Origin of the sequence: Amycolatopsis sp. NPDC049691, from assembly GCF_040675005.1 — a bacterium.
Lineage (GTDB): Bacteria > Actinomycetota > Actinomycetes > Mycobacteriales > Pseudonocardiaceae > Amycolatopsis.
This window is the reverse complement of record NZ_JBFANX010000008.1, coordinates 164,280-177,933: the sequence shown is the minus strand read 5'-3', so window position 1 is coordinate 177,933 and position 13,654 is coordinate 164,280. Positions and strand designations below refer to the sequence as shown.

The 13,654-nt window shown below is 71.9% G+C and carries 12 protein-coding genes; 9 read left to right on the top strand and 3 right to left on the bottom strand.

Translation table 11 applies throughout. The features are described from left to right. The first annotated feature begins 62 nt into the window (after window positions 1-62). Window positions 63-398: a cupin domain-containing protein gene (locus AB0J40_RS20395; protein WP_364455184.1), complete on the top strand. Its 336-nt coding sequence runs from the start codon at window positions 63-65 to the stop codon at window positions 396-398. A gap of 54 nt (window positions 399-452) precedes the next feature. Continuing rightward, window positions 453-1,235, top strand: a complete 783-nt coding sequence (locus tag AB0J40_RS20390) for a hypothetical protein (RefSeq protein ID WP_364455182.1) — start codon at window positions 453-455, stop codon at window positions 1,233-1,235. 8 nt (window positions 1,236-1,243) lie between these two features. Here AB0J40_RS20390 and AB0J40_RS20385 read toward each other — a convergent pair whose 3' ends face one another. Continuing rightward, entirely contained in the window at window positions 1,244-2,149 is a 906-nt protein-coding gene (locus AB0J40_RS20385; protein WP_364455180.1) for a LysR substrate-binding domain-containing protein, read from the bottom strand. A 71-nt stretch (window positions 2,150-2,220) separates the two neighbouring features. On the opposite strand from AB0J40_RS20385, the gene AB0J40_RS20380 reads away from it, so the two are divergent. Both AB0J40_RS20380 and AB0J40_RS20375 read left to right on the top strand, forming a co-directional pair. Beyond that, a complete protein-coding gene (locus AB0J40_RS20380; RefSeq protein ID WP_364455177.1) occupies window positions 2,221-3,144 on the top strand; it encodes an SDR family NAD(P)-dependent oxidoreductase in 924 nt (307 codons plus the stop codon). Then, the gene (locus AB0J40_RS20375) at window positions 3,141-3,971 is read left to right on the top strand and encodes an SDR family NAD(P)-dependent oxidoreductase (protein WP_364455174.1); all 831 of its coding nucleotides are present in this window, start codon (window positions 3,141-3,143) and stop codon (window positions 3,969-3,971) included. Before AB0J40_RS20380 ends, AB0J40_RS20375 begins: the two co-directional genes overlap by 4 nt. A 5-nt stretch (window positions 3,972-3,976) precedes the next feature. On the opposite strand, the gene AB0J40_RS20370 is transcribed toward AB0J40_RS20375, so the two are convergent. Further along, window positions 3,977-4,867: an aldo/keto reductase gene (locus tag AB0J40_RS20370; protein WP_364455172.1), complete on the bottom strand. Its 891-nt coding sequence runs from the start codon at window positions 4,865-4,867 to the stop codon at window positions 3,977-3,979. A gap of 83 nt (window positions 4,868-4,950) precedes the next feature. Between AB0J40_RS20370 and AB0J40_RS20365 the strand changes: the two genes are divergently transcribed. The 5 genes from AB0J40_RS20365 to AB0J40_RS20345 all read left to right on the top strand — a co-directional run bounded on the left by AB0J40_RS20365 (window position 4,951) and on the right by AB0J40_RS20345 (window position 9,386). Beyond that, window positions 4,951-5,523 (top strand): TetR family transcriptional regulator, encoded by a 573-nt coding sequence (locus AB0J40_RS20365; protein ID WP_364455169.1) that lies wholly within the window; start codon window positions 4,951-4,953, stop codon window positions 5,521-5,523. Between the two features lie 20 nt (window positions 5,524-5,543). Then, a complete protein-coding gene (locus tag AB0J40_RS20360; RefSeq protein WP_364455166.1) occupies window positions 5,544-6,083 on the top strand; it encodes a Chromate resistance protein ChrB in 540 nt (179 codons plus the stop codon). Window positions 6,084-6,089: 6 nt separating this feature from the next. Beyond that, a complete protein-coding gene (locus tag AB0J40_RS20355; RefSeq protein ID WP_364455164.1) occupies window positions 6,090-7,226 on the top strand; it encodes an MFS transporter in 1,137 nt (378 codons plus the stop codon). A gap of 177 nt (window positions 7,227-7,403) precedes the next feature. Then, complete coding sequence (locus AB0J40_RS20350) at window positions 7,404-7,580, top strand: hypothetical protein (RefSeq protein WP_364455161.1); 177 nt, start codon at window positions 7,404-7,406, stop codon at window positions 7,578-7,580. Window positions 7,581-7,607: 27 nt separating this feature from the next. Continuing rightward, window positions 7,608-9,386 (top strand): HEXXH motif domain-containing protein, encoded by a 1,779-nt coding sequence (locus tag AB0J40_RS20345; protein ID WP_364455158.1) that lies wholly within the window; start codon window positions 7,608-7,610, stop codon window positions 9,384-9,386. Window positions 9,387-9,450: 64 nt separating this feature from the next. On the opposite strand, the gene fxsT is transcribed toward AB0J40_RS20345, so the two are convergent. Continuing rightward, complete coding sequence (gene fxsT, locus AB0J40_RS20340; protein WP_364455155.1) at window positions 9,451-13,650, bottom strand: FxSxx-COOH system tetratricopeptide repeat protein; 4,200 nt, start codon at window positions 13,648-13,650, stop codon at window positions 9,451-9,453. Window positions 13,651-13,654 lie beyond the last annotated feature (4 nt).

Sequence of the window (13,654 nt, the reverse complement as noted above, 5' to 3'; positions counted from 1 at the left end):
TACCCCAAGGTGTCTTCCGGGACACTGGCCGAGCCTCCCTCGACGGCGGCATCGTGACGGTCATGCACCCCGAGATCCTCGACCAGCCGGGCTACACCTCCGCCACCGTACGGGAAGCACCCGTGCGCGAGCTGTTCCCCGGCATCCGCTTCCGTCCACTGTGGACCAGCCCGGCCGGCGCGCACGCGGGGGTCCTCGAGATGGACGCCGGCACGTCGTGGCCGCGCCGGGACGTCCACGAACCGGGGCCGGAGGAGGTGTTCGTCGTTTCGGGCACCTTCAACGACGGCGCACGCGACTACCCGGCGGGCACTTTCCTGCACGCGCCGGCCGGCTCGTGGCACGTGCCCGCGAGCGCCGCCGGCTGCACGCTGTTCCTGTTCTACCCGGAGGGCTGAACCCCCCCACCGCGACCCTGGTGCCGAGCGATCCACCGGAGTACAACCGGATACGTGGCCGGGCATGCCGCGGTGGAGCGGGACGTGCTGGTGCGGTACCTCGACGCGTGGACGGCGAAGGCACTGCGGTCCCAGCGCGGCGGCACGTACGTCGAGTGCGGCGGCTTCGCGGCCGACGCGTTGCGCGTGTTCGGCGAGTTCGCCGACCGGCTCGACGGGCACCACCTGGAGCTGGTGGTCGTCGGTTCGGCCGCGCCGTCCGGGGCGCCGCCGGGACTCTCCGTGCGAACGGTCGCCGAGGTGGCGGAGCTGGCGCTGAGCGGGCCGGTGCTGACCCACTTGGACGGTCCCGGAGCGTGGCCGCTGGTCGCCCCGATGGCCCGCGGCAAGGGGCGTGAGGTGGTGGTCACCGCGCCGGCGGGGGACCACCGGGTCTCGGCGGGATGCGCGGTCGAACTGGTCGCCGACGACGGCGAAGCGCGGCTGCTGGTGTTCCTGACGCCGGACGAGAAGCACCTCGCGACGTTCAAGAGCGAGCTGTGGGCGGTGGACGAGTTCGCGGGCATCCGCTACCGCGACCCGCGCGACCCGGAGCGGACACTGGTCGACATTTCCCTGACGCCGCAGCTGTTGCCGCTGCGCCGGGCGTTGTCGGCGGAGCTGAGGCGGCGGGGGAGCTGTTCGGTCGCGGAGCTGCAGCGGTTCACGTTGCTGGAGACGATCTACCGCCCGGAGGACGCGATCGGCGCGCTGGGTTCCGCGATCACGGCGGGCGAGATCACCCGGGTCCCGGAGAAGGGCCGGTTGACCCCGCGGGTGGTGGTGGGGCTTCCGTAGCCCGGCCCTCACTCGCTGACGGCGGCGTCGCGCAGCGCGGCGGCGACGCGGCTCGCCGAGTCGGACAGCGGCCGCGGCAGGTGCGCGAGCAGCACGCGCCGCTGCTCCCCGGGCCCGCCGCGCACGGCCAGCACGCGCACCCCGGGCGGCACGACGGCGTCGAGCGAGCCCGGCACGGTCGTGATCCCGCAGCCGGCCGCGACGAGCCGAAGCTTGGCCAGCCAGTCGCGGGCCGTGTGGGCGATCTCGGGCCGTTCGTCGAGGCCGGGCCACACGCCCAGCACGCGGTCGTCGCCCGAGCCGGCGATCCAGCGCTGCCCCCGCAGGTCGGCGACGTCGATGTAGTCGCGACGCGCGAGCGGGTGCGTCGCGGGCACGGCCACGCGCAGGCTGCGCTCGGTGAGCACCCGCACCGCCAGCGCCGGCGTTTCGGTGTCCGGCGGGCGGAACGGCGGCGCCGAGGCGACCAGCGCGAGGTCGAGGGTGCCGGCCCGCAACGCACGGACGAGCGCCGGCGTCCCGCCTTCCCGGCTGAGCACGGTGATGGCGGGGTGCGTCCGCCGCAACGCGGTCAGGGCCCGGGGCACCAGGTCGGCACCGGCGGTCGGGAACCAGCCCAGCCGGACCGTGCCCTGCTCGCCGGGCAGTCCGGCCAGCTCGCGCGCGGTGGCGTCGAGCGCGTCGATCACCCCGGCGGCCCGGCGCACGACGATCTGCCCGGCCGAGGTGAGCCGCACGCCGTCGTGGCGCCGCTCCAGCAACGGCGTCCCCGCGGCGCGCTCCAGTGACGCGATCTGCCGCGAGACCGCGGACTGGGTGTACCCGAGCGCGGCGGCCGCGGCGGTGAGCGTGCCCCGCTCGGCCACCTCGCGGAAGACCCGCAGGGCGGTGAGGGAGGCGTCGGAGAAGGCCATGACGTCTACGCATACCAGGTCTGCTGTTCTTTCGCTTTCCGCATGGACCCCGGTCGTCCTAGCTTCGAGTTATGACATTGCTCCAAACCCCTTTCGGATTCAGCAGCACCGCGGCCGAGGTCGTCGCGGGCGCCGACCTGTCCGGTCGCCGGGCCGTGGTGACCGGAGCGTCCTCCGGCCTCGGCGTCGAAACCGCGCGCGCCCTGGCCGCCACCGGTGCCGAAGTCACCCTGGCCGTCCGCGATGTCGCCGCCGGTGAACGCGTCGCCGCGGACATCGCCGGAGCGGTCCGCGTCGCGCCGCTGGACCTGACCGACCCCGCCTCGATCGACGCGTTCGCCGCCGCGTGGGACGGCCCGCTGCACGTCCTGGTCGCCAACGCGGGCGTCATGGCCACGCCCGAGCAGCACACGTCGCAGGGCCGGGAACTGCAGTTCGCCACCAACCACCTCGGGCACTTCGCCCTCGCGACCGGGTTGCACGACGCGCTGGCCGCCGACGGCGCCGCCCGGATCGTCGTGGTCAGCTCCAGCGGCCACCAGCTGTCCCCGGTGGTCTTCGACGACGTCGACTTCGCCTTCCGGCCGTACGACCCGTGGCTCGCCTACGGCCAGTCCAAGACCGCCAACGTGCTCTTCGCCGTCGAGGCGACGCGCCGCTGGGCCGGCGACGGCATCACCGCGAACGCGCTGATGCCCGGCGCGATCCACACGAACCTGCAGCGCCACACCGGCGGCCGCGGCAGCGGTCAGGTCCCGCCCGAGCTGATCAAGACGCCGGAACAGGGCGCGGCGACGTCGGTCCTGCTCGCGACGTCGCCGCTGCTCGACGGGATCGGCGGCCGCTACTTCGTGAACTGCAACGAAACGATGACCGTCGACCGCCGCGGCGAAGCACCGCGGCTGGAGGGCGTGGCCCGCTACGCCCTCGACCCCGAAGGCGCCGAGCGCCTCTGGACCCTGTCGGAAACCCTGCTCGCCAAAGGAATCGCATGACCCCGAAGGTCGCCCTCGTCACCGGTGCCACGCAGGGCCTCGGCCTCGCGCTGGCCGAAGGGCTCGCCCAGCGCCTGTCCACTGAGGACACCGTCTACCTGACCGGCCGCGACGCCGGGCGCGTCGCGCAGGCCGTCGAAGCCCTGCCCGCCGGCGGGGCCGAGGTCCGCGGCGAGGTCCTCGACGTCGCCGAACCCGCGGCGCCCGGCCGCCTCGCCGCGAAGCTGGCCGAGCGGCACGGCGGCGTCGACGTCGTCATCGGCAACGCCGTCATGCGCGTCGGCCCGGACGACGACCCGCGCGCGATCGTCCGCGACTACGCCGAGGTCAACAACTTCGGCACCACCCGCCTGCTCCGCGCCTTCGCGCCGCTGCTGCGCGACGGCGGCCGGCTCCTCGTCGTCGCCAGCTCGTTCGGCACGCTGCGGCACCTGGCGCCCGCGCTGCACGACCGGTTCGCCGAACTGTCCTCTTTGGACGAGGTGGACAAGCAGGTGGCCGCCTGGCGCGACGCGGTCGAGGACGGCAGCGCCCGTGCGGGCGACTGGCCTGGCTTCGTCAACATCCCGTCGAAGATCGGCCAGGTCGCGGCCGTGCGCGCGCTCGCCGCCCAGCGCCGTGACGACGACCTGGCGCGGGGAATCCTGCTCGCCGCCGTCTGCCCCGGGATGATGAACACGCCGACGTCCGCGCTGTGGTGGGACGTCAGCACCGCGCCGAGCCCCGCCGAAGCGGCGGATGCCCTGCTGGACCTCGTGTTCCGGCCGGTCGACCCGGCGCAGTACGGCGAGCTCGTCCGCGACGGAGCCGTCCTGCCCTGGCGCTGACGGGGTCAGCCGAGCGAGGCGTCCATCGACCGCGTCGGGACGGCGTCCAGGGCGGCCAGGGTGCCGGCGTCCAGCTCGAGGTCGCCGGCGGCGATGTTGGCCTCCAGGTGCTCGGCACTGGCCGTGCCGGGGATGAGGTGGACGTTCGGCGCGTGGTGCAGCAGCCAGGCCAGGCCGATCTGGGCCGGCGTGCGGCCGAGGTCCCGGGCGGCCGCCTGGACCGCCGGCTCGTCGGTCACCTTCGGCAGGCCGGGGAAGGCGCCGCCGAGCGGGAAGAACGGCACCCACGCGATGTCCTCGGCGACGCAGAGCTCGACCATGTCCTCGTCGTCGCGGCCGACCAGGCTGTAGGCGTTCTGGACGCACGCGATGCCGGCCGGGAGCGCCCGGCGCAGGGTGTCGAGGGTGACGCTGCTGAGCCCGATCGCGCCGATCTTGCCCTCGTCGCGCAGGGCCGTCATGACGGCGAGCTGGTCGTCGAGGTCGACCACCTGGTCGCCCTCGGCGAGCACGCCGGGCCGCCGGTCGGCGCGGCGCAGGTTCACCAGCGGGATGCGGTCGAGCCCGAGCGCCCGGAGGTTGTCCTCGACGCTCGCGCGCAGCTGCTCGGGGCGTTGCGCGAGGCGCAGCGGGATCGGGGCGCCGGGGTCGGGGTCGGCGCCGACCTTGCTGACGACCACGACGTCGTCCCCGGGCCGGAGGGCCTCGCGGATGACCTCGTTGACGAAACCGTTGCCGTAGAACTGGGCGGTGTCGACGTGGTCGACGCCGAGGTCGAACGCGCGGCGCAGGAGCGCGACGGCCTGGGCGCGGTCGAGGCGTTCGAGCTGCATCGCCCCGTAGCCGACGCGGGAGACGGTGCGGCCGGCGAGCCGGGCGGTTTTCGTGGAAGGCATGCGTGATCCCGTCCTGTGCGATGATGGTGAAGCGGAGGAACCTCCGCTAAGCCGACCGTAGCACAACCGGAGGTGCCTCCGCTTTGCCTTCCCCGGACCTGGACCGGCCGGTGCGCTCCGACGCGCGCCGCAACCGGGAGAAGCTCGTCGCGGCCGCGCGGGCCGCGTTCGCCGCCGCCGACGGCACCGTCGCGCTGGAAGCGATCGCCCGCGAGGCCGGCGTCGGCATCGGCACGCTCTACCGCCACTTCCCGACTCGCGAGGCGCTCGTCGAAGCCGTCTACGCGGCCGAGCTGGACGACGTCACGGCGAGCGCCCCGGCGCTGCTCGCGGAGCTGCCGCCCGAGGCGGCGCTGCGCGCGTGGATGGACCGGTACGCGGCGTTCGTCGAGACCAAGCGCGGAATGGCCGACGTCCTCCGCGCGAGCTTGGCATCGGGCCGCATCACGACCCCGGTGACGCGGCGGCGCATCACCGAGGCGATCGGCACGATCCTCGCCGCGGGGGCGCGGGACGGAGTGTTCCGGGCCGGCACCGATCCGGAAGACGTCACGCTGATGCTGCTCGGCGTGTTCTTGTCGACGTCGGCCGACCAGGACGCGGCCCGGGTCGGCCGGCTGCTCGACCTGATCGTCGACGCACTGCGGACGAAGTAACACGTGCTACATTTCTCGATGTGACGTCTTCTCACTGGTCGGTGCTCGTGGTGCGGGTCCCCGCCGAACCGAGCCGCCACCGCGTCGCCGTGTGGCGCGAGCTGCGGCGGGCCGGAGCGCTGTCGCTGGGGCAGGGCGTCTGGGCTGTGCCGGACGTGCCGGTGTTCGCCGACGGCGTCGCGCGCGTGATCGAGCTGGCCGGGCGCGGCGACGGCGAAGTGCTGGTGCTGGACGCCGCGGGCCGGTCGGAGCCGGACGGCGCCCGGCTGGAAGCGTTGTTCACGGCCGAGCGCGCCGAGGAGTGGGCGGAGTTCCTGGCCGACTGCGGCAAGTTCGACGCCGAGATCGACAAGGAGATCCGCGTCGGCAAGTTCACGATGGCCGAGCTCGAAGAGGAGGAGCAGAGCCTGGAGCGCCTGCGGCGCTGGCACCGCGACATCAAGGCCCGCGACGTCTTCGGCGCCCCGGCCGCGGCCGACGCCGACGAGCGGCTGGCGCACTGCGCCGGCCGGCTGGCCGAGTACACGGACCGGGTTTTCCGTGCCCTGCACCAGATGTGACGCCGGATGACCAGACAGCTGGCCCCGGTGTACGCGGCGGGATTCGTCACGGCGTTCGGTGCCCACAGCATCGCCGCCGGGCTCGGGGGCTACGCCGAGGCCGAACACGCGTCGCTGCTGACGTTGGGGCTGCTGCTGGCGGTCTACGACGGCGCCGAAGTCGTGCTGAAGCCGGTGTTCGGCGCGCTGGCCGATCGCGTCGGCCCGCGTCCGGTGCTGCTGGGCGGGCTGGTGGCGTTCGCCGTCGCGTCGGCGGCGTTCGTGCTCGCGGGCGACCCGGCGCTGGTCGGCGTGACCCGGTTCGGCCAGGGCGCCGCGGCGGCCGCGTTCTCCCCGGCGGCGGGAGCCTTGGTGGCCCGCCTGACGCCGAAAACGGGCCACGGCCGCGCATTCGGCGGCTACGGCGCGTGGAAGGGCCTCGGCTACACGCTGGGCCCGGTCCTGGGCGGAGTCTTGATCACTTTCGGCGGCTACGCGTTGTTGTTCGCGACGCTCGGCGGGCTCGCAGTGGCGGTCGCCGGCTGGGCGGCGGCGGTGGTCCCGGTCGCGCCGCCGTTGCCCCGCACCCGCCAGACGGTCCTGGACCTGGCCCGCCGCCTGACGGCAGGCGGTTTCCTGCGCCCGACGGCAACCCTGGCGGCGGCAACGGCGGCGGTGGCGGTGGGCGTGGGCTTCCTGCCGGTGGCGGGCGCGGGCCGCGGCGCGCTCGTGACGGGAGCGGTGGTGTCCCTGCTGGCGGCCACGGGAGCACTGGTCCAACCCTGGGCGGGCCGAGCCCACGACGCGGGCCGCATCGGCGCGGCACCCGGCATGGCGGCGGGACTCACGGCCGCGGCAGCGGGCCTGGCGGCGGCAACGCTGGTCCCGGGAATCACCGGACTGCTGCTGGCGGCGGTGACGATCGGAGCGGGAACGGGCTTGGCAACCCCGATAGCGTTCGCCCACCTGGCGGCATCGACCCCGAAGGAGAGACTGGGCCAGACGATGGGAGCGGCCGAGGTGGGCCGCGAACTGGGCGACGCGGGCGGCCCGTTGTTCGTCGGAGCTTTGGCAGCGGCCGGTTCGCTCGGTCTCGGCCTGGGCGGACTGGCGGTAGTGCTGGCGGTTTTCGCGGTGGCAGTGGGAACCACCGCGCGCCGGTGAGCACACCGCAGTCCCCGCTCGAAGCTGACGGACAAGCGGAACCGGCCGCCTTCCGGAAACGCACAGTATCCGGACCGGCGGGATTGATCCGCCATGCGGACGGTCACAAAACCGGTTTGTTGTTGCATGATGATTACTCCCCCCGATCGCGGGGCTCGTCGTGAGGGAGGACCTGACATGGGACAGGCGCGGGGCGAAGTCACCACCAGGATGGTCGATCTGTCCACCGTTTCCCTGGCCGATTTGCGCTTGAGCGACGATCCGGCGCTCCGTCGCTCGCTTCGCCTGGTCGCCGGGCGGGCCGAGTGCAGCCGCACCGGCGTTCTCCAGAACCAGGCGCCGGACGCGCGCTGAGCGGGGGGTTAGGGAACCCACGACCCGATGCTGGACACCCACCGGGTGTCACTGACCAACCTCGACGCGATGGCCGCGGGCCGGAGTGACGCGGCCGTCGTGAAGCAACTCGGTCAGGCCGACCGCAGCCGGCGGCTGACGCTGCTGCGGGCGGTCCTCGACGCCGCGGGGGAACTGAACCCCCCCATGTCCCCGTTGCCGCCGCTCGACGAGGCGTGGACGTTGCTGATCGAGGCGCAGCAACGCGATCCGGCCGCGACTGATCGCGTCCTCGCGCACCCGCACACGGGCCTCTGGGCGGCGAACGTCCTGCAGCGACTGGGGAAAGGCGGGGCCGGCGACCCGCCGCTGTGGGCGGACCTCGGCGGTCTCCACCGGCTGGTGACCGCCGCGGCGATCCGCGCCGGACACGACTTCCGGTTCCGCGTCCCGGTGTGGCGCGGCCGGCTGATGTTGCCGACCCTCGGTCTCGCCGACGTCCGCAGCCGCCGGGACTGGGATTTCGCCCAGGTGCACGCCGAACGGGGACACGTCCTCGTGCGGGGTCCCTTCGGCAGCGTGCAGCTGCCCGACGACAGTTCGGCCGAAGGCCCCGGCTGGCTTCCCCTGCGCTCACTGCCCTTCGGCGACGGCGAGGTGTTCCTCGACGACATCGATCCGTACCGCGAGTTCGACGGACCGCTTCCGCCGCGGCGGCTCGAAGCCGCGGAAGTGGCGCGGTGGGCGGAAATCCTGAACGCCACCTGGCGGCTGCTGACCGAGCACCACCCGGCGATCGCGGCGGAGCTCGCCGCGGGGCTCACCACCCTGGTGCCGAGGGCTGCGGTCGACCGCTTCACCCCCTACAGCGCGTCGCACAACGACGTCTTCGGCTCCCTGGTGCTGTCCCGGCCGCCGGACGCGACGACGTTCGCCGCCACCCTCGTCCACGAGTTCCAGCACAGCAAGCTCGGCGTGCTGCTGGTGCTGGTCGATCTGCTCGATCCGGCCGGGGACAACGATTCCGCGCGGCTGTACGCCCCCTGGCGCGACGACCCGCGCCCGGCTCTCGGGCTCTTGCACGGCGCCTACTCGTTCCTCGGCGTGACCGCGTTCTACCGCGAGCACTACCCGGTGGCGAAGGGACTGGCGGCCCGGGCGGCGCAGTTCGAGTTCGCGTACCGGCGCGAGCAGACGGCGCACGCCGTCAGCACATTGCTCGCCGACGCGGTGCCCTCGGCGCTGGGCCGCCGGTTCCTCACCACGGCACAGGAGAAGCTGCGCGAATGGGGGACCGAGCCGCTGCCGGCCGACATCACGCACGCGGCCGGCCGGGCGAACCTCGACCACCGCCTGTACTGGCGCCTTCGGCACCTGCGGGTCGCGGACGGGGTCGTGGCCGAGCTGACCGAGGCCTGGCTGCGAGGCCGGCGCTGCCCGCTCGTGCCGACCACACCTCCGAGCCTGGTGCCGGCAGCGGGACCGGCCGGGAACGCCCGGTTGACACTCACCCGGACATGGCTGACCGATCCGGACTTGTACGACGTCTACCGCGCCGAGCCGGAACTGGCGATGGCCGAGATCGCCGGGATGTCCGACGCGGATCTGGCACTCGTGGACGGTGACACGACGACCGCGGCCGAGCGCTACCGCCATCAGCTCACGACCACGCCCGATTCCGCAGCCGCGTGGGCCGGATTCGCGCTGGCCACGCGGCACCCAGTGCTGGTGAGCCGTCCGGAACTGGTGTCGGCTGTGCACCGCGAAGTGCGGCATCAGCGAGGAGCGGCGCCGAATCCGGATCGGCTGGCTCGCTGGCTCGGCTGACCGACAGGCGCACGAAGCCCCCTAACGGTTTCCCCGTCAGGGGCTTCGTGCTGCGGTGTGCGGGTCAGATCTGCATCGGGTCGATGTCGCAGTTGGCGCGATGGTTGAACTGCGCATCCGTCGTGGCCGGGTGCTCCGAGCCGAGAACATTGCGCAGGCGCTGGACGGCGTTCAGCTGGAGAGCGTCCGCCTCTTCCCTGCGGTCGAGCCCGCGCAGGTCCAGCGCCTGGTTGACCAGGAGCGCCAGCGTCGAAGGATGGTCCGCTCCGAGCACGCGCTCGGAGCGTTCCAACGTTGCGACATCGAGCGCATACGCGGCTTCGTAATCACCCGATTCGGCCAGGTCGCTCGCATAGTTGGTTGCGCAGACGAGCGTGAACGGGTGATCCTCGCCCAGCGCCTCGGTCATGTCGGCCACTGCGCGTTCGCTCAGTTCCCGCGCCTGCCCGACCTGATCGAGCAGGCGCAACGTGACGGCTAGGTTGGTCGCGGCGGCCACGCTGAACGGGTGCTTCTCGCCCCAGCTCGCTTCGTAGAGGCTCTTGACGTGTTCGCCTAGCCGCCGCGCTTCGACGAGGTTGCGGTCTTGGCGGTGCTCGATCGACAGGTCCATCGCCGCGGACATCGCGTCAGGGTGGGATTCCCCGTACTTGGTGACCAGCCCGTCGGTGGCCTCCATGGCCAGGGTGAGCGCCTTCTTGTCGCGGTGCTGACCCGCTTTGCGGTACGCGATCGCGAGGTTCTTGATGGCCGAGAGCGTCATGGGATGCCGGCTGCCGAGTTGTGCTCGCATGCGGCGGACGGTGTCCTCCTGCTCGGTCCGCGCCCGCAGGTAGTCACCCGTTTCCCGCAGATCGACCGACCAGTTGTCCAGCGTCAGCAGGGTGTGCCGATGATCAGGTCCCAAGACGATCTGCTTGCGCTGCGCCGTACGTTCGTCGAGGTCGCGCGCTCCGGCGAAGTCGCCGACCAACCGCAGGCTCAGTGCGTAGTTGTTGGCCGCGGCGAGGGTGTCCGGGTCTTCGTCGCCGAACCGATCCAGTGCGCTCAGGTAGGCGAACTCGTTCATCTGGCGAGCCCGCTCGAAGTCGCCCTTCGCCCGCAGGTCCGAAGCCACACCATGCATCGTGAGCAGCGTTTCTTCGTGGGTCTCGCCCAAAGTCTCCTGCATCAGCGCGAGCGTCCGCTCGGCGACGATGCGGCCTTCCTCGAATCGGCCGAGCGCCCGCAACATGCGACCCCACCAGCGCGAAACGACAAGCGTGTCGGCGTGCTTTTCGCCGAGCTTTTCCTTCCAGAACTGCGCGTAGTCCTGAGCCATCTCGAGAGCGCCGGCCGGGTCGCCGAACGCGAAAAGGTAATTGACCGCGTTGATCGCCATGCGGCGCACCCAGCGATCGGTGCAGTTTCGGGCGTCGACGGCGCGGATGTGCGGCAGCAATTCCGCGTAGCGCGACCAGTATTCGACCGAGTCGGGCTGCTTCGGGTCTCGGCCCGCGAGCAGGAGATGGGCAGTGTGGCGCACCCGCTCCTGCTCCTCCGGCGAGAGCTTGTTGCGCAGCACCAGCTGCACAAGGCGGTGCAACTGCAGGGTGTTGGTACGGTGGTCGATCTTGGCGAGACTGTAGCGCGTGATTTCCCGGATCGCGCGGCCCAGCTGAATGGGGTCACCGAGCGTCTGCTCCAGCGCCTCGGAGGTCGGTACGTCACGAATACCGCTGACGTTGAACATGGCCCGCGGGATCGGTTCGGGCGAGAAGAAGGCGCAAACCTCAAGCAGTTCCAGAGCACCCGGGTTGTCTTCACGCAGCCGGTCCAACGAGACGTTCCAGGCAGCTTCGACCGCGACGTCGTAGTCCGCCGGCGGCCGCGACCGGAGCAACTCGGCGCGCTTGCTCTCGAACAATGCGAGGTATTCGTCGGTGGCCATGCCGGTCTCGGCACGCCATGCCGCAGCCTGTTCGACGGCCAGCGGAAGGTCGCCCAGCACGGTGGCCAACCGGTCGGCATCCTCTTCGGCCAGGTCCTTGTTACGGCGCTGGAGCAGTTCGCGGCTTTCCGACCGCCGGAAGACGTCGACCTCGACCGCCTGGGAGACCTCGGACCACTGCGGGTTCCGGGAGGTCACGAGGATGTGGCCCTCACCCCGCCGCGGCCAGAACTTGCGGACGTCCTCGGGCCGGTCGGCGTTGTCGAACACCAGCAGCCAGCGGCGGTACGGTTCGCCGCTGCCGAGCGCCTCGAGGACGGCGGGCACCGCGGTGTCGACGGACTGTTCCACCGGAAGATCCAGCCGCTGCGCCAGTTTCACGAGCGAGGCCTGGATTTCCGACTGGTTCTCCGAGGGAATCCACCAGATCAAATCGTATTCATCGGCATGGCGGTAGACGTACTCGACCGCGATCTGCGATTTGCCGATGCCGCCCATCCCGTGCAGCGCGCCGGGCAGTACGGCTGTACGGGTTGATTTGGAAAGTTCACCGTGCAATGCCTGCAGGATGTCCCCGCGCCCGATGAAGTTGACATTGCGCAGCGGAACGCCGCCCCAGACGGCGGTCTGCTGGCCGGAGTGGCGGACCTCGGTGCCCGGCTCCGATCTCGTGGTAGTCACTGAGATCCCTCGATTGATCGGTTCAGCTTGCGGGTCGGACCCTACCGGATGTTGGCCTGGAGGTGCCCCTAGGCCTTCCGACGTCCTAGTCGCGCGCGCGCCGCCATCGTTACGGGACCCCCTAAACCGTTCCAAGGCATCACCCAATCGGTTAGCTCGACGTGTGTAAGGCCCCGACAGTGCTCTTAGAACGTCACGTTGGACAGTCAACAACGGTTCAGTGCGCGACGTAACCACCGGTAGAGTGGCGTCGTCGGGAGCCTCAAGAGCGTTACGCAGATTCGCGACCGCAGGCTCCTGCGGACCGAGGACGTCCTGGACCACCCGCTGGACCCGCGCGGTGTCCGCGCGCGACACCAGTGCCAGCAGCCGGCGGCGCAGTCCCGGCGCGAAGTCGTACTCGACCGGGCTCTCCCCGTCCGCCGGTACGCGGTGCAGCAACCGGCCGAGCTGGATTTCGGCCAGGTGCGCGGGTCGGGCCTGGGGCATCAAGGTACCGTGCACCGCCTGCATGACGCGCAGGGTGAGCGGCGCCGCCGCGAGCAGTCCGGCCAGCCGGATGGCGGGCGAGGTGCCCGTGGCGAGGAACTGGTCGAGCCGCTCGGTGGGTGACGGCGGTTCTTCGGTCTGTTCCCCGTCGTCCGCGAGGTCTTCCTCCGTCGGGGGAACCAGCACCGGGAGCCGCACGGCGGGCGTCCCGGAGATCAGTTCGGCCCAGCGGCGCACGTGCCGGGGTTCCAGTTCCAGCACCGGGATCGGGTTCGCGGTGCCGGGGCGGGCACCGCGCAAAATCCGTGACACCACACGTACACCCGTCCAGCTCCAGCGTTCGGCAGGCAGGAGGTGGAACAGGCTGACCTGGCACGTCTTGGCCCACAACGACAGCAGCTCGAACATCGACCCGCTGCGCCAGGCGGGGCCGACGCCGTCGCTGAGCACGACGACGACGCGCCGCCCGGTCGGATCGGCCAGCTGCGCCGGTTCGCAGCCGGCGCCCGGTGCGGTTTCCACGAAACGCACGACCGGCTCGTCGGTGTCCACCGAAACCGTCTTGACGTCGGAAAACGCGCCTTGCCTTTCCAGCATGGCGCGAAAAGCGCGGGAAGTGCGTTCCCAGAACACCATCGAGGAACCGCGGTCGACGACCAGCACGACCTCGAACGGGTGACCTCGCGAGGCCCGGTGCACCGGCAGCCAGACCTTCGTCTCCGCCGCGGCGACCGCCGTTTCTTCTTCATCGAATTCGGTCTTGTGCTTCAGGCGGACGAGGCGGTTCAACGGCCGCAGCGCTTTCGCCAGACCTTGGGGCAGGCTCGGCGGCACGGTGCGGACCGGCCAAGCCGCCGCGGGCTTGCGCGCTCGCGCCCGCACCGGGATGGCTTCGAGGGGAAGCGGAGCAGGTTCCGGGTGATCGCCCGGCCGGGCCGGGTCCGGGCGACCCGGCGGGAGGTGGTCGACGCGGGACTCCACCGGCGGCGTCGGTTCCGGTTCGGGTTCCGGCGGGGGCGGGGGCGGTGGCGGCGGGGGAACGGGACGCGGAGCCGCGCGCGCTGGCGATTCGCTCGCCGCGATACGGGCGGCGAGCCAGATCGCGTCGGCGATCTCGTCCGCGTTGAGCGCCTCGGTGGCGAGGCGGTCGACCGGGTCGGCCATCGGC

Bases quoted from the DNA above. Each gene is read 5' to 3' on its own strand.
- AB0J40_RS20395 (WP_364455184.1), top strand. From the start codon at position 63: ATGCACCCCGAGATCCTCGACCAGCCGGGCTACACCTCCGCCACCGTA.
- AB0J40_RS20385 (WP_364455180.1), bottom strand. From the start codon at position 2,149: ATGGCCTTCTCCGACGCCTCCCTCACCGCCCTGCGGGTCTTCCGCGAG.
- AB0J40_RS20380 (WP_364455177.1), top strand. From the start codon at position 2,221: ATGACATTGCTCCAAACCCCTTTCGGATTCAGCAGCACCGCGGCCGAG.
- AB0J40_RS20375 (WP_364455174.1), top strand. From the start codon at position 3,141: ATGACCCCGAAGGTCGCCCTCGTCACCGGTGCCACGCAGGGCCTCGGC.
- AB0J40_RS20370 (WP_364455172.1), bottom strand. From the start codon at position 4,867: ATGCCTTCCACGAAAACCGCCCGGCTCGCCGGCCGCACCGTCTCCCGC.
- AB0J40_RS20355 (WP_364455164.1), top strand. From the start codon at position 6,090: ATGACCAGACAGCTGGCCCCGGTGTACGCGGCGGGATTCGTCACGGCG.
- AB0J40_RS20350 (WP_364455161.1), top strand. From the start codon at position 7,404: ATGGGACAGGCGCGGGGCGAAGTCACCACCAGGATGGTCGATCTGTCC.
- AB0J40_RS20345 (WP_364455158.1), top strand. From the start codon at position 7,608: ATGCTGGACACCCACCGGGTGTCACTGACCAACCTCGACGCGATGGCC.
- fxsT (WP_364455155.1), bottom strand. From the start codon at position 13,650: ATGGCCGACCCGGTCGACCGCCTCGCCACCGAGGCGCTCAACGCGGAC.